General features: G+C 69.2%; 17 protein-coding genes and 1 pseudogene. 14 read left to right on the top strand and 4 right to left on the bottom strand.

The annotated features are described in order from the left end of the window. Positions 1-115: 115 nt before the first annotated feature. Both MX659_RS00615 and MX659_RS00610 read left to right on the top strand, forming a co-directional pair. Positions 116-865 carry an MBL fold metallo-hydrolase gene (locus tag MX659_RS00615; protein WP_267191553.1) on the top strand — a complete coding sequence of 250 codons (750 nt, stop codon included), beginning with the start codon at positions 116-118 and terminating at the stop codon, positions 863-865. Positions 866-1,098: 233 nt separating this feature from the next. Continuing rightward, a complete protein-coding gene (locus tag MX659_RS00610; RefSeq protein ID WP_323745436.1) occupies positions 1,099-1,518 on the top strand; it encodes an ABC transporter ATP-binding protein in 420 nt (139 codons plus the stop codon). A 33-nt stretch (positions 1,519-1,551) separates the two neighbouring features. Here the strand turns inward: MX659_RS00610 and MX659_RS00605 are convergent, their stop codons facing one another. Continuing rightward, on the bottom strand, positions 1,552-2,175 hold the full coding sequence (locus tag MX659_RS00605; RefSeq protein WP_267191552.1) for a hypothetical protein: 624 nt from the start codon (positions 2,173-2,175) through the stop codon (positions 1,552-1,554). A 181-nt stretch (positions 2,176-2,356) separates the two neighbouring features. Here MX659_RS00605 and MX659_RS09130 point away from each other — a divergent pair. The 7 genes and pseudogenes from MX659_RS09130 to MX659_RS00570 all read left to right on the top strand — a co-directional run. After that, positions 2,357-2,665 (top strand): annotated as a pseudogene (locus MX659_RS09130) (glutamate mutase L); the annotation flags it as partial. A 431-nt stretch (positions 2,666-3,096) separates the two neighbouring features. Continuing rightward, positions 3,097-3,423 (top strand): hypothetical protein, encoded by a 327-nt coding sequence (locus MX659_RS09125; protein ID WP_407674461.1) that lies wholly within the window; start codon positions 3,097-3,099, stop codon positions 3,421-3,423. Then, positions 3,424-4,557 (top strand): chorismate-binding protein, encoded by a 1,134-nt coding sequence (locus MX659_RS00590; RefSeq protein ID WP_267191551.1) that lies wholly within the window; start codon positions 3,424-3,426, stop codon positions 4,555-4,557. A 34-nt stretch (positions 4,558-4,591) separates the two neighbouring features. Further along, positions 4,592-5,938, top strand: a complete 1,347-nt coding sequence (locus MX659_RS00585) for a glutamate mutase L (protein ID WP_267191550.1) — start codon at positions 4,592-4,594, stop codon at positions 5,936-5,938. A 92-nt stretch (positions 5,939-6,030) separates the two neighbouring features. Further along, the gene (locus MX659_RS00580; protein WP_267191549.1) at positions 6,031-7,110 is read left to right on the top strand and encodes an alanine/ornithine racemase family PLP-dependent enzyme; all 1,080 of its coding nucleotides are present in this window, start codon (positions 6,031-6,033) and stop codon (positions 7,108-7,110) included. A gap of 117 nt (positions 7,111-7,227) precedes the next feature. Then, positions 7,228-7,890: a pre-peptidase C-terminal domain-containing protein gene (locus MX659_RS00575; protein ID WP_267191548.1), complete on the top strand. Its 663-nt coding sequence runs from the start codon at positions 7,228-7,230 to the stop codon at positions 7,888-7,890. Continuing rightward, on the top strand, positions 7,830-8,789 hold the full coding sequence (locus tag MX659_RS00570; RefSeq protein WP_267191547.1) for a cell wall-binding repeat-containing protein: 960 nt from the start codon (positions 7,830-7,832) through the stop codon (positions 8,787-8,789). Before MX659_RS00575 ends, MX659_RS00570 begins: the two co-directional genes overlap by 61 nt. A 165-nt stretch (positions 8,790-8,954) precedes the next feature. On the opposite strand, the gene MX659_RS00565 is transcribed toward MX659_RS00570, so the two are convergent. The 3 genes from MX659_RS00565 to MX659_RS00555 form a co-directional block, all read right to left on the bottom strand. Then, the gene (locus MX659_RS00565; RefSeq protein WP_267191546.1) at positions 8,955-9,284 is read right to left on the bottom strand and encodes a hypothetical protein; all 330 of its coding nucleotides are present in this window, start codon (positions 9,282-9,284) and stop codon (positions 8,955-8,957) included. A 213-nt stretch (positions 9,285-9,497) separates the two neighbouring features. Then, positions 9,498-9,638 carry a hypothetical protein gene (locus MX659_RS00560; protein ID WP_267191545.1) on the bottom strand — a complete coding sequence of 47 codons (141 nt, stop codon included), beginning with the start codon at positions 9,636-9,638 and terminating at the stop codon, positions 9,498-9,500. Between the two features lie 35 nt (positions 9,639-9,673). Beyond that, a complete protein-coding gene (locus MX659_RS00555; RefSeq protein WP_267191544.1) occupies positions 9,674-11,125 on the bottom strand; it encodes a DUF2779 domain-containing protein in 1,452 nt (483 codons plus the stop codon). 122 nt (positions 11,126-11,247) lie between these two features. On the opposite strand from MX659_RS00555, the gene MX659_RS00550 reads away from it, so the two are divergent. From MX659_RS00550 to MX659_RS00530, 5 genes are all read left to right on the top strand, one after another. Further along, on the top strand, positions 11,248-11,646 hold the full coding sequence (locus tag MX659_RS00550) for a DUF7670 domain-containing protein (RefSeq protein WP_267191543.1): 399 nt from the start codon (positions 11,248-11,250) through the stop codon (positions 11,644-11,646). Between the two features lie 6 nt (positions 11,647-11,652). Beyond that, entirely contained in the window at positions 11,653-11,955 is a 303-nt protein-coding gene (locus MX659_RS00545; RefSeq protein WP_267191542.1) for a hypothetical protein, read from the top strand. A 159-nt stretch (positions 11,956-12,114) separates the two neighbouring features. After that, positions 12,115-12,675, top strand: a complete 561-nt coding sequence (locus MX659_RS00540) for a hypothetical protein (RefSeq protein WP_267191541.1) — start codon at positions 12,115-12,117, stop codon at positions 12,673-12,675. Beyond that, positions 12,668-13,720, top strand: coding sequence for a 1-aminocyclopropane-1-carboxylate deaminase/D-cysteine desulfhydrase (locus MX659_RS00535; protein WP_267191540.1), 1,053 nt, complete (start codon positions 12,668-12,670; stop codon positions 13,718-13,720). Before MX659_RS00540 ends, MX659_RS00535 begins: the two co-directional genes overlap by 8 nt. Before the next feature lie 214 nt (positions 13,721-13,934). Then, entirely contained in the window at positions 13,935-17,474 is a 3,540-nt protein-coding gene (locus MX659_RS00530) for a helicase-related protein (RefSeq protein ID WP_267191539.1), read from the top strand. Positions 17,475-17,477 lie beyond the last annotated feature (3 nt).

Here is a 17,477-nt window from a genome sequence, read left to right as displayed (position 1 = left end):
AGGAGACCGGGTCGGGTCCTTCAGGGACCCGGCCTGATTTCGCTCGGTGCACACTGTGCACGGCAGATGCGCGCTCGGCCGCCATTGCGGCAGATCGATCGCGGATGGGGAGTCCATGGCACACGCAGAGGCGGGGAGTCGGATCCGGATCACGATCGTGTCCGACAACAACGGCCCGGTACCGGACGGAGAGCATCCCGTTCCTCGGCTCGGCACCGCATGGGGCTTTGCGTGTGTGGTGGAGACCGCTGACGACCGCATACTGTTCGACACGGGCAGCGATGGCGGGATGCTGATCGCCAACATGCATGCCCTCGGCATCGATCCGTCAGGCATGGACGCGCTCGTGATCTCCCACGAGCACTGGGGCCACGTGGGAGGGATCGACGCGCTGCTCGATGCGGGCGCACGGCCCGTGGCGTACGTTCCCCGCTCGTTCGCCGATGAGTTCCGCTATGGGTTGGCGGCACGGATCACCGTGGTGGGAGTCACGGGACCGACGAAGGTAGGCCTTCGCGCGGGTACCACGGGCGAACTGGGAACCTCGATCGTGGAGCAGGCGCTCGTGGTGCGATCCGCCGCGGGCCCCGTGGTGATCACCGGGTGCGCGCATCCCGGTATCGTCCGGATCGTGCGCTCGGCTGCATCCGGCAATCGCCCGGCTCTCGTGATGGGCGGCTTCCACCTCAAAGACGCCACAGAGCACGAGATCGCGGCCACGGTTGAGGAGTTGCGCACGCTCGGCGTTGTGCGGGTGGCGCCCACGCACTGTACGGGCGACGCGGCACGCACACGCTTCGCCCTCGAGTTCGGCGACGACTACGTCCCGGTTGGCGTGGGCACCGTCATCGAAGTGGGAGGCTGAGACCCTCTCGGGCGGATTCTGCCCACCATGCTTCTCCATCGTGTCGGGCCGCTGAGGATGCTCGGCGTGTTCGTACGTCGAGACGCTTCCGGGGGTTGGATAGGATGTGGGTGTGCGTCACGAAGGCGCACGCTGGTGGAGAAGCTCGCGGCCGCGTTCGCCACGGCCGCCATCACGTCGTTCCTCGGCGCACCCCTCTTCCTGTAGCTTCTGGTGGCGAGGAGGCGGTCGGCATGATGCTCCGGGTGGAGCGCGTGCTGGCCGAGTTGGGACTCGAAGACCTTGCGATGCGTCCGATCGACGAACTCTCCGGCGGCGAGCTGCAGAAGACGGTCATCGCTCGCGCACTCGCCCAGGAGCCCTGCGTCCTGCTGCTCGACGAGCCCACGTCGAGCCTGGACTTGCGCAATCAGCTCGACGTGCTCGCAACGGTGAAGCGCGTGACCTCGGCGCAGGGGGTGGCGGTGATCGCGGTGATGCACGACCTCAACCTCGCGCTCCGCTTCGCCGACGCGTTCTGCCTGCTGGCGGACGGCCGTGTGCATGCGTGCGGCGGGCGTGAGGTCATCACGTCCGAGAACGTCTCGCACGTGTACGGCGTGCCGGTGAGCGTGACCGCGGTGGGCGACGTGCCCCTCGTGGTGCGGCTTTAGCGCAGCCGTGCCGGTTCCGCCGGTGGTCGGCCCCTACAGTTCGTTGGTCATGTACGAGTAGCCGAGGTGACCCTCGCCATCGGTGGCGATGTGCAGGACCCGCTCGTCCCCGGGCTTACCGAAGAGGTAGTTGCCCTGCTTGATGCCATCGGCGGCTTTCCACGTGTACTGTTCCACCACGGTGGCGCTGTCGCCGCCCACGGCTTCCACCATGCGCCCGGCAAGCTCGAGGAAGCTCGCCCGCTCGGCATCGGTCATGGGGTCGGGTGTGACGCCCTCAACGCTCACCGTGTCGTCCACGTAGTCCCACCGCCAGTCGTTCTCAACGTCGCGGAGCGTGATGGTGATGACGTGGTCGCCCTTCGACCACTGCAGCGCGCCATACCCCTCCATGCTCTCCAGGACCACGACATCTCCGTCTGCGGGCGTGAGGTCGTAGAACTCAAGGCCGATCCCGAGCAGGGCGAGATACTGCTCTTCATGCTCGAGCGGCGGCAGTTCGGGCTCGGTGTCCGGCTCGGGCTCACCGGCCGGCGCGGGGGCTTCGGCTCCCGTGTCGGCGGGCGTCCCGGGGTCTTCGGGAGCGCACGCGCACCCCGGAAGCAGCAGCATCAGAATCACTGCGAGCGCAGCGGAAACGATCGTACGTGTACGCATCGGTCCTCCCTGTTCGGCCGGTACGGCAAGTCTAGCCGATTGGTGCCCCGGGCGCGCGCTTAATGCGTGCGTGTTCGGGTGGACACACCGCTGCACGGGAGTCGCATCCTTGGGGGAGGTGCCACGGGCCGCCTGACGGAAGGAGTCTTTCACGGCCAACGCCGCGCCGATCGACGCTCTCGTGGCCGAGATCGGCTCGACCACCACCGTCCTCTCGGCGTTCGCGGACCTGCGTGAGATCGACGCCGTGCGCCCCAACCTCGTGCTCCTGGCGGGCGGCGTCGAGGGCGGCGACGCCGACGTGGTGCTCTTCAAAGCCGAGCAGCTGGCGGGACTCGCTTCTCGGCCGGTCGTGGTGCACGCGGGCAACTCGGCCGTCGCCGAAGAGGCACGCGGACTGCTCGAAGCGGTAGGCTTCAGGGTGCGGGTCACGCGCAACGTCTACCCCGCCGTGGACGAGCTCGACATCGTTCCGGCACGCCACGTCATCCACGACGCCTTCGAAGAGCACATCACCCATGCGCTCCGCCTCGAGCGCGCCGAGGCGGTCTCGCTCTACAAGCAGTTCGTGAACCCGAGCCTGTGCACGTTGCTCGGCATCATCGGGTTCGACCGGCGTTTCGTGGCGGCGAGCGGCGTCACGGTGACGGACGACCGGGGCGTCGAGTACCTCGACTTCCTGGGCGGCTACGGTGCCCTCAACCTCGCCCGCATCAGCACCGGTCGCACGGACTTCGTCTACGCCGAGAACTCGTTCCACGGGAAGTCCTTCGGGGCGCCCTCGGTCACCGGGCGCGAGAAGTGCCGGGAACCGTTCCGACCGCTCGTGCCTGACTGCCATGCAGTGCCGTTCGGTGACGTCGCTGCGCTCGAACGGGTGCTCTGTTCGCAGCTGAGCACGACGGTGCTGCGCCGGACATCATGGCCACCGCCAAGATCCTGGGCGGTGGCGTCATGCCGCTTGGCGCGTACACGGCGACGGACGCGGGCTCGCGGGCACGCTCGCGGGTCTCGGCCGCACGCTGCTCACGCGGAAACGCTAGGATGCGTCCGCGGGGCGCGCGCTGCTACGTGCCCGTGCCGCAGAGGCTTCGCGCGATGGCGGTCAGATGCGCCCCGTGTTCCGAGTATGCCGCCACGACAGCGGCCGTGGAGGCTCGCTCCCACCCGCCCGGTGCGCTATCGTACAGGCGCCGCATGACAGCCGGCAGGCACCCAGCGGCTCAACCCGGACGGGAGGGCTGCTGAGTGCTGCAAGACATCCTGACTGCAGGCGGCGTGGTGCTGGCGCCAGCAGGCGCCGAGGGCTGGTTCGGCGGCACCGCTCTCGTTGCAGCATCGCCTGTCGAGCACCGTCCCGCGTGCGGGCTGCGCGAAGCGGCCGAGCTGCTCGAGCGAGTGTTCCGCGGCTGCGGCAGCGCGCTCGCGGTCGCAGTCCTCCCGTACGACGGGACGCCCGAAGTTGCGCTGTTCGAGCACGTCGTGCCGGCAGCCGATGTGGCGTGGCCCACGCCGCTGCCCGCGGACCTTCCGCTTCTTGCGGAGCCGTACACTGACATGGGCCGCGAGGAGTACATGGCCGCTGTCGACGCTCTGCACGAGCGCATAAGGGGAGGCGACGTGTACGTCGCGAACCTGACGCGCAGAATCACCGGTCGCCTTGCGCACGATTCCGCGATTGCGTTCTCGACGCTGCTGGCACGCGGAGCAGGCGCGATGTCGGCCTTCGTCGTGCTCCCAGACGGCCGGATGCTCGCGTCTGTATCTCCCGAGCGGTTCGTGCGGTTGCGAGACGAGCTGGAAGGTGTCTCGGTGGAGGTGTGGCCGATAAAGGGCACCAGGCCGCGCGGCCGCACGGCGTCGGAGGACCGTGCGCTTGCGGCGGATCTGGTCGCCTGTGAGAAGGAGCGCGCCGAGCACACCATGATCGTCGATCTGGAGCGCAACGACATCGGCAGGGTCGCGCTGCCCGGCTCGGTCGTGGTTCGTTCGCTGCGCTCGGTCGTTCCCACGCCGTACTGCTGGCAGATGGTCTCGTGCGTGCGCGGGCTGCTCTGTGCGGACGTACCGGTCGCAGCCGTGCTCGAGGCGGCGTTCCCGTGCGGGTCGGTGACGGGCGCGCCGAAACGCGCCGCGATGCGCGTCATCAGCGAGCTGGAGCGCTCGACGCGCGGTGCTTACTGCGGCTCGCTCGTGGTGGCGCGTCCCGGCGAGATCGACTCGTCGGTGCTCATCCGCACCTTGGAGATCACGCGAGACGGCCACGCGACGTGGGGGACCGGGTGCGGCATCACGATCGACAGCGATCCTCCGGCCGAGTGGGACGAGGCGATGCTGAAAGCGTGCCCGGTGCTCGGCTCGGCCGGCACGCTTCTCGCGTGATACGCTGCATGCAAGCACGCGAAGGGGGACCACTGTGAGCGCACGCCGCATAGACGCGCTGGTCGCCGAGATCGGCTCGACCACCACGGTGGTCTCGGCGTTCGATGGCCTTTCGGGCTTCCCGGAAACCGAGCCGACGCTGCTCGCGCAAGGAATGGCGCCCACCAGCGTGGCGGCAGGCGACGTCGGCGTCGGGCTCGTCCAGGCGCGCGCGGCGCTGGAGGCGCAGACGGGCCCGCTCGAACCGGGCGTCACGCTCGCTACCTCGTCTGCTGCGGGCGGGCTGCGTATGACGGTGCACGGGCTTACGGAGCGCATGACGGCTCGTGCGGCGCGCGAGGCGGCCCTCGGGGCCGGCGCCGTCGTCACGCTCACGACGGCGGGCGTCTTGCGCGAGCGCGACGTGCGCGCGATCCACGAAGCGCGGCCCGCACTCATCTTCTTGGCCGGCGGCGTCGAGGGCGGCGACACCGAGACGGTGCTCGCGAACGCGCGGGCGCTCGCCGCGCTCCCCGTACGCCCGGCGGTGATCTTCGGCGGGAACTCTGCCGTCGCCGACGAGGCGCGCGCTGCGCTCGAAGGCGCCGGGTTCCGCGTGTACGTCACGCCGAACGTCTACCCGGCGGTGGACGAGCTCGCCGTCGAGCCCGCTCGCCACATCATCCACGACGCGTTCGAGGAGCACATCACGCGCGCACCGGGCATGGAGCGCGTCGCCGAATTCGTGCGCGGCCGTATCCTGCCGACGCCGGGCGCGGTCCTGCTGGCCGCTGAGGCGCTGGCGGAAGCCGTGGGGGATCTCGTGGTGGTCGACGTCGGCGGCGCGACGACCGACGTGCACTCCGTGACGGCCGGAAGCCCAGAGCTCGCACAGCGCGCCACCGAGCCGCAGCCGCGTGCGAAGCGCACCGTCGAGGGCGATCTCGGCACGTACGTGAGCGCGCGCACCACCGCGTCGCTGTTGCCCGAGGCCGAGCGCCCGGATCCGCTTCCGCCCCCGATTCCGGGAAGCGGAGCCGAAATCGCGGCTGCGGCCGCGCTCGCACGCGTCGCGGCGCGCACGGCCCTGGAGCGGCACGCAGGGCGGCTCGCGCACCTCTACACGCCGCGCGGGCGCCAGACGGTGGTGCGCGGCAGGGACCTTTCGGCGTGCAGGCTCGTCATCGGCACCGGCGGCGGGCTCGTGCGGCTGCCTGGAGGCGAGGACGCGCTCCGGGGCGGGCTCGCGCGCGAGGGCGACGAGCGGCTGCTGCCGCCTGCCGACGCGCGGGTGGCGCTCGATCGCGACTACGTCTTCGCCTGTTGCGGCGCGCTGCTCGCGGCGTTCGACCCCGAGGCGGTCGTCGCGCTCATGCTCGCGAGCACGGGGCTCTCGGCGTAGCGGCACCGCCTCGCGTGGCGACGAACGGCTGCTTGCGGCCAATGAACGGCGTACACTAGGTCGCGACGGGCGACGAGAGGTGGGAGGAGCGCATGGTTGGGCGAGCCACGGTGACGGTCGACCTGGACGCGATCCGCGCGAACGCCGAACGCGTCGTGGCGGCGCTCGGTGGACGGCAGGTGGTGGGTGTCACGAAGGTCACCTGCGGAGACCCAGACGTCGCTCGCGCCATGCTCGACGGCGGCTGCACGGCGATCGGCGACTCGCGGCTGGAGAACCTCGAACGGTTGCGGGAAGCAGGCGTTCGCGCGCCGCTGTGGCTGCTGCGCTCGGCGGTGCCCGCCGCCGCTGACGAGGTCGTCCGGCTGGCGGACGTCTCCTTGGAATCGGAGGTAGCCACGCTCGCGGCGCTCGACGCCGCGGCACGGCGAGCGAGCCGCCGGCACGCGGTCGTGGCGATGGTCGACCTCGGCGACTTGCGGGAAGGCATGATGCCGGGCGCGCTGCCTGCGTTCGTCGAGGCGGCACGTTCGCTCGAGGCGGTCGACGTCGTCGGAATCGGCACGAGCCTCACCTGCTTCGGCGGCGTGGTGCCGGACTCCGACAACCTGGGCCGCCTGGTCGAGCTCGTGCGCGAGACGGAGCAGATGCTCGGGCGCCGTCTCATGGTGAGCGGCGGGATGTCCTCGTCGCTCGACGCGCTCATCGCAGGCGAGCTGCCGGACCGCGTCGACAACCTCCGTATCGGGGAAAGCATCATCCTCGGCGTCAGCACCGTCACGCGCACGCCCGTCCTTGGCTTGCGCACCGACGCGATCACGCTGGAGGTGCCCGTCATCGAGGTCGCGCGCAAGCCGAGCCTCCCGCAGGGCCGCATCGCCCAAGACGCGTTCGGACACACCCCCGCGTTCTCGGACCGCGGTGAGCGGCTGCGTGCGATCTGTGCCATCGGCCGGCAAGATGTCGTCCCAGAAGGGCTCACGCCCTTGGACGAGGGCGTGGAGGTCCTCGGGGCGTCGAGCGACCACCTCGTGTGCGACGCCGAGGAGATGCGCGTGCCGCCACGCGTCGGAGACGCGCTCCGCTTCCGTCCCGGCTACGCTGCGATGCTCGCATTGTTCACCTCGCCGTACGTCGAAAAGGTGCGCAAGAAACCGCGCGAGACTGTCTGAAACCGGGAGCCTTAGGGCAGCAACACTCAAAGGGGTCGGCGCATCAGCCGACCTGACAGGCATGGAGTGGGGGTCCTCCGGGATCGCCTGCCCGGGAGAAAAGGGAGGGTGTTGCGTATGGCAGGTTCATGGCGGAAGTCGGCCGCGCTCGTCGCGGCCATCGCGCTTATGGCGGCGCTTGCGGCGCCGAGCATGAGCGTCGCAGCGACGGCTGCGAAGCACGCGCCGGCAAAGGGCCTCGCGCCGACGACGGCGGTGTTCGCTCCGGACGCTTACGAGCCGGACGACACGACCGCCACAGCGCACGTGTACAACCCGGCGACGGACGGCAACTCGTGGACGAGCATGCGGACAGTGCACGGCTCAGGTTCGACGATCGAGGATCCGGCTGACTACGTGGCGATCTCTGTCGCCGAGACAGGCACCCCGATCTGGGCCGAGACCGAGTACGTCGCAGGGTACTACGATTCGTACCTGTATCTGTACGATGCTGACGGCAATGAGCTCGCCTCCGATGACGACCACGATTACTGGAGCGACACCTACTCGTCGTGCCTGTACTACGTGGCGCCGGCACCGGGCACCTACTACCTGGCGGCAGAGCCCATCGACACGAGCTACTACCCGTACTCGTACAAGCTCCACATCACGGTCGGTGACGCCCGGCGGATTTACGGCGCGGACCGGTTCGCGACGGCAGTCGCTGCGTCCAAGCTCCAGTGGGACAACACGACCAACCCGGGTACGGCCCCGGTCATGGGCCGGGCGCGATCGTCGTAGCGAACGGCCTGAATCCGGCTGACGCCCTTGCCGGCGGCGCGTTCGCGGCACAGATGGACGGCGTGCTGCTGCTCACGAGGCCGGATTCGCTCCCGAGCGTCACGCGCAACGAGATCAGCCGGCTTTCGGAGTCCTTGTACTGGGACTACGACGACGTGAAGGTCTACATCCTCGGAGGGACGGGCGCAGTCAGCAAGGCCGTCGAGGACGAGATCGCGGGTCTTAAGTACGTGACAGAAGTCGAACGGCTTGCCGGAGCCGACAGGTACCGCACGGCGGTCGCGATCGCTGACGAAACGGTGTCTGAAGCGTCGTTCAACAACACAGCGTTCCTCGTGAACGGGACTGCGTGGCCGGACGCGCTCGCGGCATCGACTGTCGCACCGTGGGATGGGGCGCCGGTGCTGATGAGCAAGGCGACCACCGTGCCTGCAGAGACGCTGCAGTGGCTTGAGGACAACAGCGTCACAGACGTCGTCATCGTCGGCGGCGAGGGCGTCATCAGCGCCGGTGTGGAGGCCGACCTCACGGACCTCGGATACAACGTCGAGCGTGTCGCCGGTGCGAACCGGTACGAGACCGCGGAGAAGCTCGCTGAGTACGGCGTGGACAACTTCGGGATGAATCCGTACCTCGCGACGCTGGCCAGCGGCGAGAACCCGCCGGACGCTCTCGTGGCGGCCTCGATCGGCTGGTGGACCGGAGCGCCCGTGCTCTTGACCCCGAAAGACTCGCTCTCGCCGTGGGTCGAGACGTACTTCGACGCAGCGGGCGGGATCGGCGAACCCTACGATGGCACGCAGGGTATCGGCTGCTACGTGCTCGGCGGCCCCGGTGCGATCAGTGCATCCACGTACGGACAGTTCAGAGATTTGTGGAAGCAGTACGTGTCTGACTAGCGGCCATCCGGGCTGCGCTCAGCGCAACGAGAGAGGGCCGGGTCTTCCCGGCCCTCTCTTCTACTGATGCAGCGCGGAGGTTCGCTGCGCTGCGCTCGTAATCGCCTCTGGCTGGCGTGTCAGCAGACGTGCGGCTCCGGCATCATTCAGGCGAGCACAGTGCGCTCATCGGAGCGCCTTGGACTTGAGCAGGACCACCTTGAGCTTGTAGCCGTGGCGGGCGCAGACCTGCTCCACGAGCTCGCGGGTCTTCGCGTAGTCCCACGCGTAGTCCACGGCCACGCCCTCGGGTCCGAGCACGGTCTCCTTCTTCGCTCCCGAGCGCTTCCAGCCGACAGTGGAGTACGCCTCCACTGACGAGCTTCCGAACGCGAGCCCGCTGCTCGACTCCTTCAGCGCCTCCCAGTACCGCACGGTCTTGTCGGCCTCCTGCACGGTCAAGACCGCCTCGAATAAGACCTTCTTCGCGCCGGTGCCCCAGTTCGCACTGGCCACCTCGCTTCCGATCTCGAGATCTGCGCGCGTGCCGGTCGCGACGGAGTACCCCGTCCGCTCAAAGAGGGCGGCCCGGACGTCTGCGATGAGCGCATCACGGCCGCTCGCGTGCGCGGCACCTTCGGTGGCTGCAGGCTCGTCTCGGGCAAGAGCAGGGGCGGGCGCGACGAGGTGCGCGAGCGAGCGCGCCCACTCCCGCGTCTCAGGTGACGCTCACGTGAGCAACCCGTTCTCGTCCCACGAAAGGACATCGCCAAGCGCGATCTCGTAGCCGTCGACGGAGAAGCGGCCCTCGTCCCACATCACGTGCTTCGTCTGCCCGCCGGCCGTCGTGTAGGACGCCACCTGCTGCATCGGCCTCTCCTTCCCGTCGTGGCTTTCCAGCGACTTTACCATGACGCGCGGGAGACCATCCTCCGGTAGATCTCCACCATGGCCAGCGTGTCCTGCTCGCAGTAGCGGAGCAGCGCCTTGCGGAGCTCGGCTCGGCGCTCGGGCGGCGTTTCGGGGTCGAGCATCTCCGCAGTCGCGAGCATCGCCGCGTCACCATCGGTGACGGCGAGCGACGAGTAGGGCGGCAGCGAGGGCGCGAGTATCGGCAACGCGGCCTTGATGCTCCAGGTGCCCGCGAGCGCCGGGTGCGACACGCCGCGGGCGACCGCCTCGCGGCCGAGGTCGAAGCTGGCAAGCCCGCCGCCGGTGTCGGGACGCGGTGGGAGCTCCTCCCCGCGGTCGGCAAGCCGCTGCGCGACTTTGTCGTACAGTCCGGGTAGGGTCGCGAGGAGCTGGTCTCGCATGTCGGGGAGCCGCGCCGCCAGGTCGACGAGCTGCGTGAGCTCGTACGGCGAGTAGTGCACGAAGGTGCCGCTTGTCCCGAGCGCATCGAGAAGCGTCGACAGGAACTCGGGCTGGGGGTCGGTCTCGGCGCTCGCAACCAGCCACTCGTCGTGGGTGAGCGCGCCGTCCGCTTCGAGACGGTGGACCGACCACTGGACCTTGACCACCTGGAACGGGCTGGTGCCCGGGAACAGCGGCAGCGCCGGGTTCACCGTCTCGAAGTCGACGAACAGGAGCGGGAAGCGCAGCTCCTCGAGCCGCTGTGCGGTGGCGGCGTCCACGGTCGGCTCCACGTCCAGGCCGTCGGGCGGCTCGATGCCGCGCGTGCAGTAGGCGTAGAACTCGCACTCGTACGGCCTGCGGCAGATCGAGTCCGACGGCTGCACCGAGGGCGGTTCGGCCGCCTCGAGGATCGCGATCATCTCAGCCACGTGCGGCGCCATGCTTCGCGCGTAGTCGAACGCCTCGGCCGTGACGTCCGTGGCGGCGAGGATCCGCTCGGGGTCGTACGGCCCTCCGGGCCACACGTAGGTGGTGTCGAGGTGCATGAGCGTCACCCGGCGGACATCGAGCCCGGCGCCCAGTGTGACGTAGGCCTGGATGCCGACGTCCGGAAGGTGCTTCGCCGGGTCGTAGCGGCTCGTCGACTTCACCTCGACGAGCTCGAAGCCGCCACCGTCAAGCGCGTGCAGCACGTCCGCTCTGATCTTCACGCGGTCGTACGTGAACGCCGCTTCGAAGATGTCGCGCGTGCCCGAGCGGATGAGATCCGCCGTCCGTGCCACGGCCTCAGCGTGCTGGTGGGGCCCCTGCTCGACGAGCACGCCGCCCGGGTACCGGGCGCGCGCGAGCGCCCCGACGCGGTGGCCGACGTCGAAGCGTGCCTGGACGGATGCGGCAGGCGGCGTGGCCAGCTCGCGGTGGTGCACGTCCAGGTAGAGCCTGAGCGGACACTGGAGCCACCGCAGGTATCGGCTCTTGGAAAGCGGCGCTTCGCTCAGCATCGGACCTCCTCGCATCGGTTGCTCCAAGTGTACAGGCTGGGTCTGACAGGACGTGTCGCGCAGGCCGGTCGCAGGGGTACGTAATAGAACAACGTGCCCGAGGACGACGGAAGGAGCTTCCCATGGAGCTGCTGGCGAAAGTCTGCAAGACCGAGGAGATGAACTTCGAGCGGCTGTTCGCGAGGATCTTCGTCGCGGGTGGCGGCCTTTTCTGGGTGGCAGGAGTGCTCGGGATGGACCTCGGCTATCGAGACAAGAGCGTCTTCGAGGCGGCGGGCAGCGCTGCCATCCCGCTCGCGATCACCATCGCCGCTCTTGCCATCGGCTGGTTCTACGAGAACCTCGCTGGCGTGCTGCTGCTGGCCGGTTCTATCGCCACTGTGGTGTGGGGCATCGTCGCAGGCTGGGAGTCCGGCGTTTGGTTCATCATGATGGCCGTCCTTGCAGCGCCCATGGCAATCGCCGGCGTGCTGTTCCTGCTCGCTGCCCGTATGCAGAAGATTTGCGAACTGAAAGGATAAGCGGCCATGACCTGGGTGTACCTCTTCTGGGCGCTCGCGCTCCTGGCGCTCGTCGGCATCATCGCGGACGTCGTCGCCATACGGCGCAAAGAGCGGAAAGGCGCAGCCATCGCGTCGCTCGTCATGAAAGGCGCCGTGGTGCTTGCGTACGTGGGGTGGGCGGTCTTCTTCGGGTTCATCAGGCGCGCCTCCGGGTGGGAGGACCTGGCGACGTTCGCGGGGATCCTCGTGCTGTCCGTACCGGTCCTGCTCGTCGCGCTGATCCTCGACGCGGTGCTCGCATTCCGGCTCTCGAACCAGAGAGGCTGACGAAGGCGAACCGAGCGCGAAGCGAGGGCGCGTCTGCATGGCGCTGCTTCACGGTCGTCCTGATGATTGTGGGGAGCGCGGCGGTCTCCGTCTCTACACCCGCGTGATACCCTCTGCAAAGGAATCCGGGCAGCCGCCGGGCCCGCAGGGAAGGACGCGATGGGCGGCCTTTTCATCGGCATCGCCGCGATCGCCGGCGCGTGCGCGTACCTCGTCGGCTATGCGTTCATCGCGCCGCGTGAGTCCTTCGCGCGGACGCCCGCTGGCGGAGCGGTCGCAGGCGCGTGCGTGCTCGTTGCGCTCCTCGGGCCGCCGTCGGCCGCGGCGCTTGCAGGCGGCGGGCCGTGGTGGTTCCGCCCGGCGTGGATCGGCGCTGAGGCCGTCGGCCTGCTCGCCGGGATGCGGGTGTGGCGGATGCGACCGGGGCTTCTCGGGCGTCGAGGGCTCGCGTTCGACGAGTCGCCGGCGAGCCGCGCCGCGGTGGGGATGCAGCTCGCGGACTCGCTCGACGCCGCACTCGACGTGCTCGCGCGCGAGCGCGTGGGCGTGCGCGACCTCGAGCGGCTCACGCCCGCGCTCAAGCACGTGGCAGCGCGGTTCTGGCACCAGATGCCGGAGCGTCACGGCGACCTGTACGCGCTGGTCGCATCGCACGTGGAACCGAAGGTGGCGGCAATCGTGACAGGGGTGCTGTTGGATGGAGCAGGCCGGCGTGGGTAGGACAGGGCTTGCGAGGGTCTCGCTCGCGTCGCTTCCGACGCCGCTCGAGATGCGGCCGGACCTCGCGCGCGAACTCGGCATCGGCAGCCTGGCGGTGAAGCGGGACGACCTCACGAGCGCGGTGTACGGCGGCAACAAGGTCCGCAAGCTGGAGTTCCTGCTCGGGCAAGCGATCGCCGAGGGGCGCACGGCCGTGGTGACCTTCGGGGCGTACGGCTCGAACCACGCGCTCGCCACGGCCGTCCACGCGCGAGCGCTCGGCCTGGAGCCGCACGCGGTGCTCTCGCCGCAGGCGCCGGGCCCGTTCGCGCGCGCGACGCTCTTGGCGCACGCCGGCCTCGGGACGCAGCTGCACCCGGTGGAGAGCTGGGAGGGCGAGACGGAAGGCGCGCGGGTGGCCGCGATGCTGGCGGAGCGCGACGGCGTCGAGCCGCTCGTCGTCCCGATGGGCGGCACCAACGCGCGCGGCATCGCCGGCTACGTGGAGGCGGCGTTCGAGGTGGCCGAGCAGGTAGAAGCGGGCCTCGCGCCGAAGCCGACCGTCGTCTACGTCGCGGGCGGGACGCTTGGCACCGCGCTCGGGCTTGCCATCGGCTTCGCGGCGCTCGGCTGGCCGACGCGCGTCACGGCGGTGCGCGTCACCCCCGCTGAGATCGCGAACCTGCAGGCGGCCCGCCGGCTCGCCGGCGAGGCCATCGAGCTTTTCGCCCGCTTCGATAGGAGCTTCTCGGGGCTGCGGTTCGAGGACCTCGCGCTCGTGCTGCGCGAGGAGTGGTTCGAGCCGGGCTACGGCGTCGTCACGCCCGAGACGCTGGAGGCGGTGCGCGTGGGCGGCCGCCACGGCCTCAAGCTCGAGACGACCTACACCGGCAAGGCGTTCGCGGCGATGGCGGCGGATGCGGCCCAAGGAGCGCTGCGCGACGAGAGCGTGCTGTTCGTCGACACCTACAGCCTCGCGCCGCCGCCCGACCCGGGCCCGAAAGACGCGCTGCCGCCGGTGCTGCGCGCCTACGTCGACGAGTGCGAGCGGCAGTTCGGCGCTTAGGACGACCGGCGGGGCGCGGCCGCGAGCGGCTTCGAGACGGAGTAGGGCGCCGCACGCCGCGGTGCAGCGCGAGCGCGGCTCCCGCCGCTGGCTACGGGTACTGGAACCCGCCGGAGCCGGGCTCGCAGGTTGCGCGGAGCGGTCCCGATTCGTGTCGCACCCGTCGCATACAATGTGTGCGGGTCGGCGGAACGAGCGCTCTGGAGGAGGACACTTGGGGGCTCGTCTGGAAGATCTCACGCCGGGGACCCTGGTGAGCGGCCTGCTGCCGGGGTCTGCTGTCACTGTCGTCCACGCCGACTGGCACGGCACGAGCGCGCTGACGCTGACGTATCGGCTGTCTGATGGGTCGGTGAGGCAGCAGGTCTTGTACCGCGACGACGAAGCGCGTCTGTCGGTGGACGGCGAGAGCCCGCCGTTCTCGTTCGATGCCGACGGCGGGCTGTTCCGCCTTGGGCTTGAGGCGATGCGCATCCGGCTGGCGTACCTCTTCGATCCGATGGTCGCCGTGCACGCATCGCGAATCGAGCCGCTTCCGCACCAGATCGAGGCGGTCTACGGCACGATGCTGCCTCGGCAGCCGCTCCGCTTCCTGCTGGCTGATGACCCGGGCGCTGGCAAGACCATCATGGCAGGCCTGCTCATCCGCGAGCTCATCATCCGCGGCGACCTCAAGCGGTGTCTGATCGTCGCGCCGGGCAGCCTCGTCGAGCAGTGGCAAGACGAGCTCTCGGACAAGTTCGACCTCGCGTTCGACATCGTAGGCCGTGAGATGATCGAGAACTCGCGCACCGGGAACCCGTTCGCCGAATGGGACCACGTGATCGCCCGGCTCGACCACCTTGCTCGCAACGAGGACCTGCAAGCCAAGCTCGAAGCCACCGAGTGGGACCTCGTGGTGGTCGACGAGGCGCACAAGATGTCCGCGCACTACAGAGGCGACGAGATCACGCGCACCAAGCGCTACCGGCTCGGGCAGAAGCTCGGGCAGATAACGCGCCACCTGCTGCTGATGACCGCCACGCCGCACGCGGGGTCCGACGCGGACTTCCAGCTGTTCATGGCGTTGCTGGACGGCGATCGCTTCGCCGGCAAGCCCCGCGGCGACACGAAGACCGACGTCTCGGACATGATGCGTCGCCTTCTCAAGGAGAACCTGCTCACGTTCGATGGCCGGCCGCTGTTCCCTGAGAGGCGCGCGTACACCGTCCAGTACGAGCTCTCGGATGGCGAAGCGCGGCTGTACGAGGCGGTCACCACATACGTGCGCACGGAGATGAGCCGCGCCGATCGCCTGAAGGAGAGTGGAGATTCCAGGCGCGGCAACGTCGTCGGCTTCGCGCTCACCACCTTGCAGCGGCGGCTGGCTTCCTCGCCTGAGGCCATCCTCCGCTCGTTGGAGCGACGCCGAAAGCGGCTCGAGGAGCACCTCGCAGAAGCCGAGATCAGAAAGCGCGCAATCGCGCTGGAATCATTCGACCTCACCAAGACGGCCTACGAGCTCTCCGAGGAGGACTGGGCCGACATCGACGAGGAGCTCACCGACGCCGAATTCGAGCGGCTGGAAGAGGTCGTCGTCGACGAGGTCACCGCGGCGCAGACGGTCGAGGAGCTCAAAGCCGAGATCGAGAGCCTGAAGCGTCTCGAGGCGCTCGCTCGCGATGTGCGCCGCAGCGGCACAGACACGAAGTGGCAGCGCTTCTCCGAGCTTCTGACTGCCGACGAGGCCATGTTCTGGCCGGACGGCAGCCGCCGCAAGCTCATCGTCTTCACCGAGCACAAGGACACGCTCGAGTACCTTGCGGACCGCATCCAGACCCTGCTCGGCCGCCCTGAAGCGGTGGTGACCATCCACGGCGGGCTCGCGCGCGAGCAGCGTCGCCACGTCCAGGAGCGCTTCACGCAGGACAAGAACGTGTGCGTGCTCGTCGCCACCGACGCGGCCGGCGAGGGCATCAACCTGCAGCGAGCGCACCTGCTCGTCAACTACGACCTGCCGTGGAATCCCAACCGCATCGAACAGCGCTTCGGCCGCGTGCATCGCATCGGCCAGACCGAGGTCTGCCACATGTGGAACCTCGTCGCCAAGGGCACCCGTGAGGGCCTGGTGTTCCAGCGCTTGTTCGAGAAGCTCGAACGGATGCGAGCGGAGCTCGAAGGCCAGGTGTACGACGTGCTCGGCGAGGTGTTCGTGGAAAAGCCGTTGCGCGAACTCATCGTCGAGGCCATCCGCTACGGCGAGCAGCCGGAGGTGCGCGCCCGGCTCGAACAGGTCATCGACGAGGAGCTCCCGGAGAAGGTGCGGGATATCGTGCACGAGCGCGCCCTCGCATCGGACGTGATGACCGTGGAGGACGTGTACCGCGTGCGCGAGCAGATGGAGCTGGCGGAGGCGCGCAAGCTGCAGCCTCACTTCGTGGCCTCGTACTTCAAGGCCGCGTTCGAGCATCTCGGCGGGCGCATCGTGCACCGCGAGACGGGCCGCTTCGAGATCAAGCGCGTCCCCCAGGCCGTGCGTGAGCGCGACCGCCTCATCGGCACGCGCACGCCGATCCTCGCCCGATACGAGCGCGTCACGTTCGACAAGGACCTCGTCGCCGTGCCTGGCAAACCGCCGGCTGAGTTGATCGCGCCAGGCCACCCGCTGCTCGAAGCCGTGAGCGACCTCATCATGCAGCAGACGCGCTCAGCGCTCAAGCAAGGCGCGGTGCTCGTCGACGAGAGCGACCCGGGCGAGGAGCTGCGACTCCTGGTGACCCTCGAGCACAGCGTGCACGACGCGCGCCAGACTCCAAGCGGCGAGCCGAGGCTCGTGTCTCGGAGGCTCCACTTCGTGGAGATCGGCGCCGACGGTGAAGCGCGTGACGCTGGGTACGCGCCGCACCTCGACTACCGGCCGGCGGACGACGAGGAGCGCCGGCTCGTGCGGCCGCTCGTCGAGCGGAGCCCGTTCACGCGCGGCGTCGAGAAGCGTGCGATGGACTGGGCGATCGAACACCTAGCGCCGCAGCACATGGCCGAGGTGCGCGAGCGCACCGTCGAACGTGTCGAGCGGACGATGCAGGCCGTTCGAGAACGGCTCGTTGCCGAGATCATGTACTGGGACAGTCGCGCAGTCGAGCTGAAGGAGATGGAGCTTGCAGGCAAGAAGAGCCGCGGCGGCGTGAATTCAGGCAAAGCACGCGCACGGTGCGAAGAGCTCCAGGCGCGCCTGAAGAGGCGTATGGAGGAGCTCGAGCAGGAGCGCGAGCTCGCCTCTGCGCCGCCCGTCGTGCACGGCGGGGCGCTGGTGGTGCCGCGAGGCCTGCTTGCGACGCTGCGCGGCGAGGCGAGCGCCGAGGAGCCCGACCCGGCCGTCTTCGGCATGACGCGTGCGGAAGTCGAGCGCATCGCGGTCGACGCCGTGCTGGCCGCCGAGCGCGAGCTCGGGCGCATCCCCGAGGAACAGCCGCACGGCAATCCAGGCTTCGACGTGAAGTCGCGCGAACCCGACACCGGCCGGCTGCGCTTCATCGAGGTCAAAGGCCGCGTCGAGGGGGCGTCCACCGTGACGGTCTCCAAGAACGAGATCATCACGGCGCTCAACAAAGGGGACGACTACGTGCTCGCGCTCGTCATCGTATGCGCGGATAGAACCGCTCAGGTACGCTACGTGCAGAACCCGTTCCAGGGCGACCCGACCATCATCTTCGAGAGCGCAAGCGTCAACTACGAGCTGGACAGCCTGCTCGCTCGCTCGAGCGAGCCGAGGTAGCGA

Source organism: Parvivirga hydrogeniphila (assembly GCF_023371205.1).
GTDB classification, from domain to species: domain Bacteria; phylum Actinomycetota; class Coriobacteriia; order Anaerosomatales; family Anaerosomataceae; genus Parvivirga; species Parvivirga hydrogeniphila.
The sequence above is the reverse complement of the archived record's forward strand: the minus strand, read 5'-3'. Positions and strand labels throughout refer to the sequence as shown.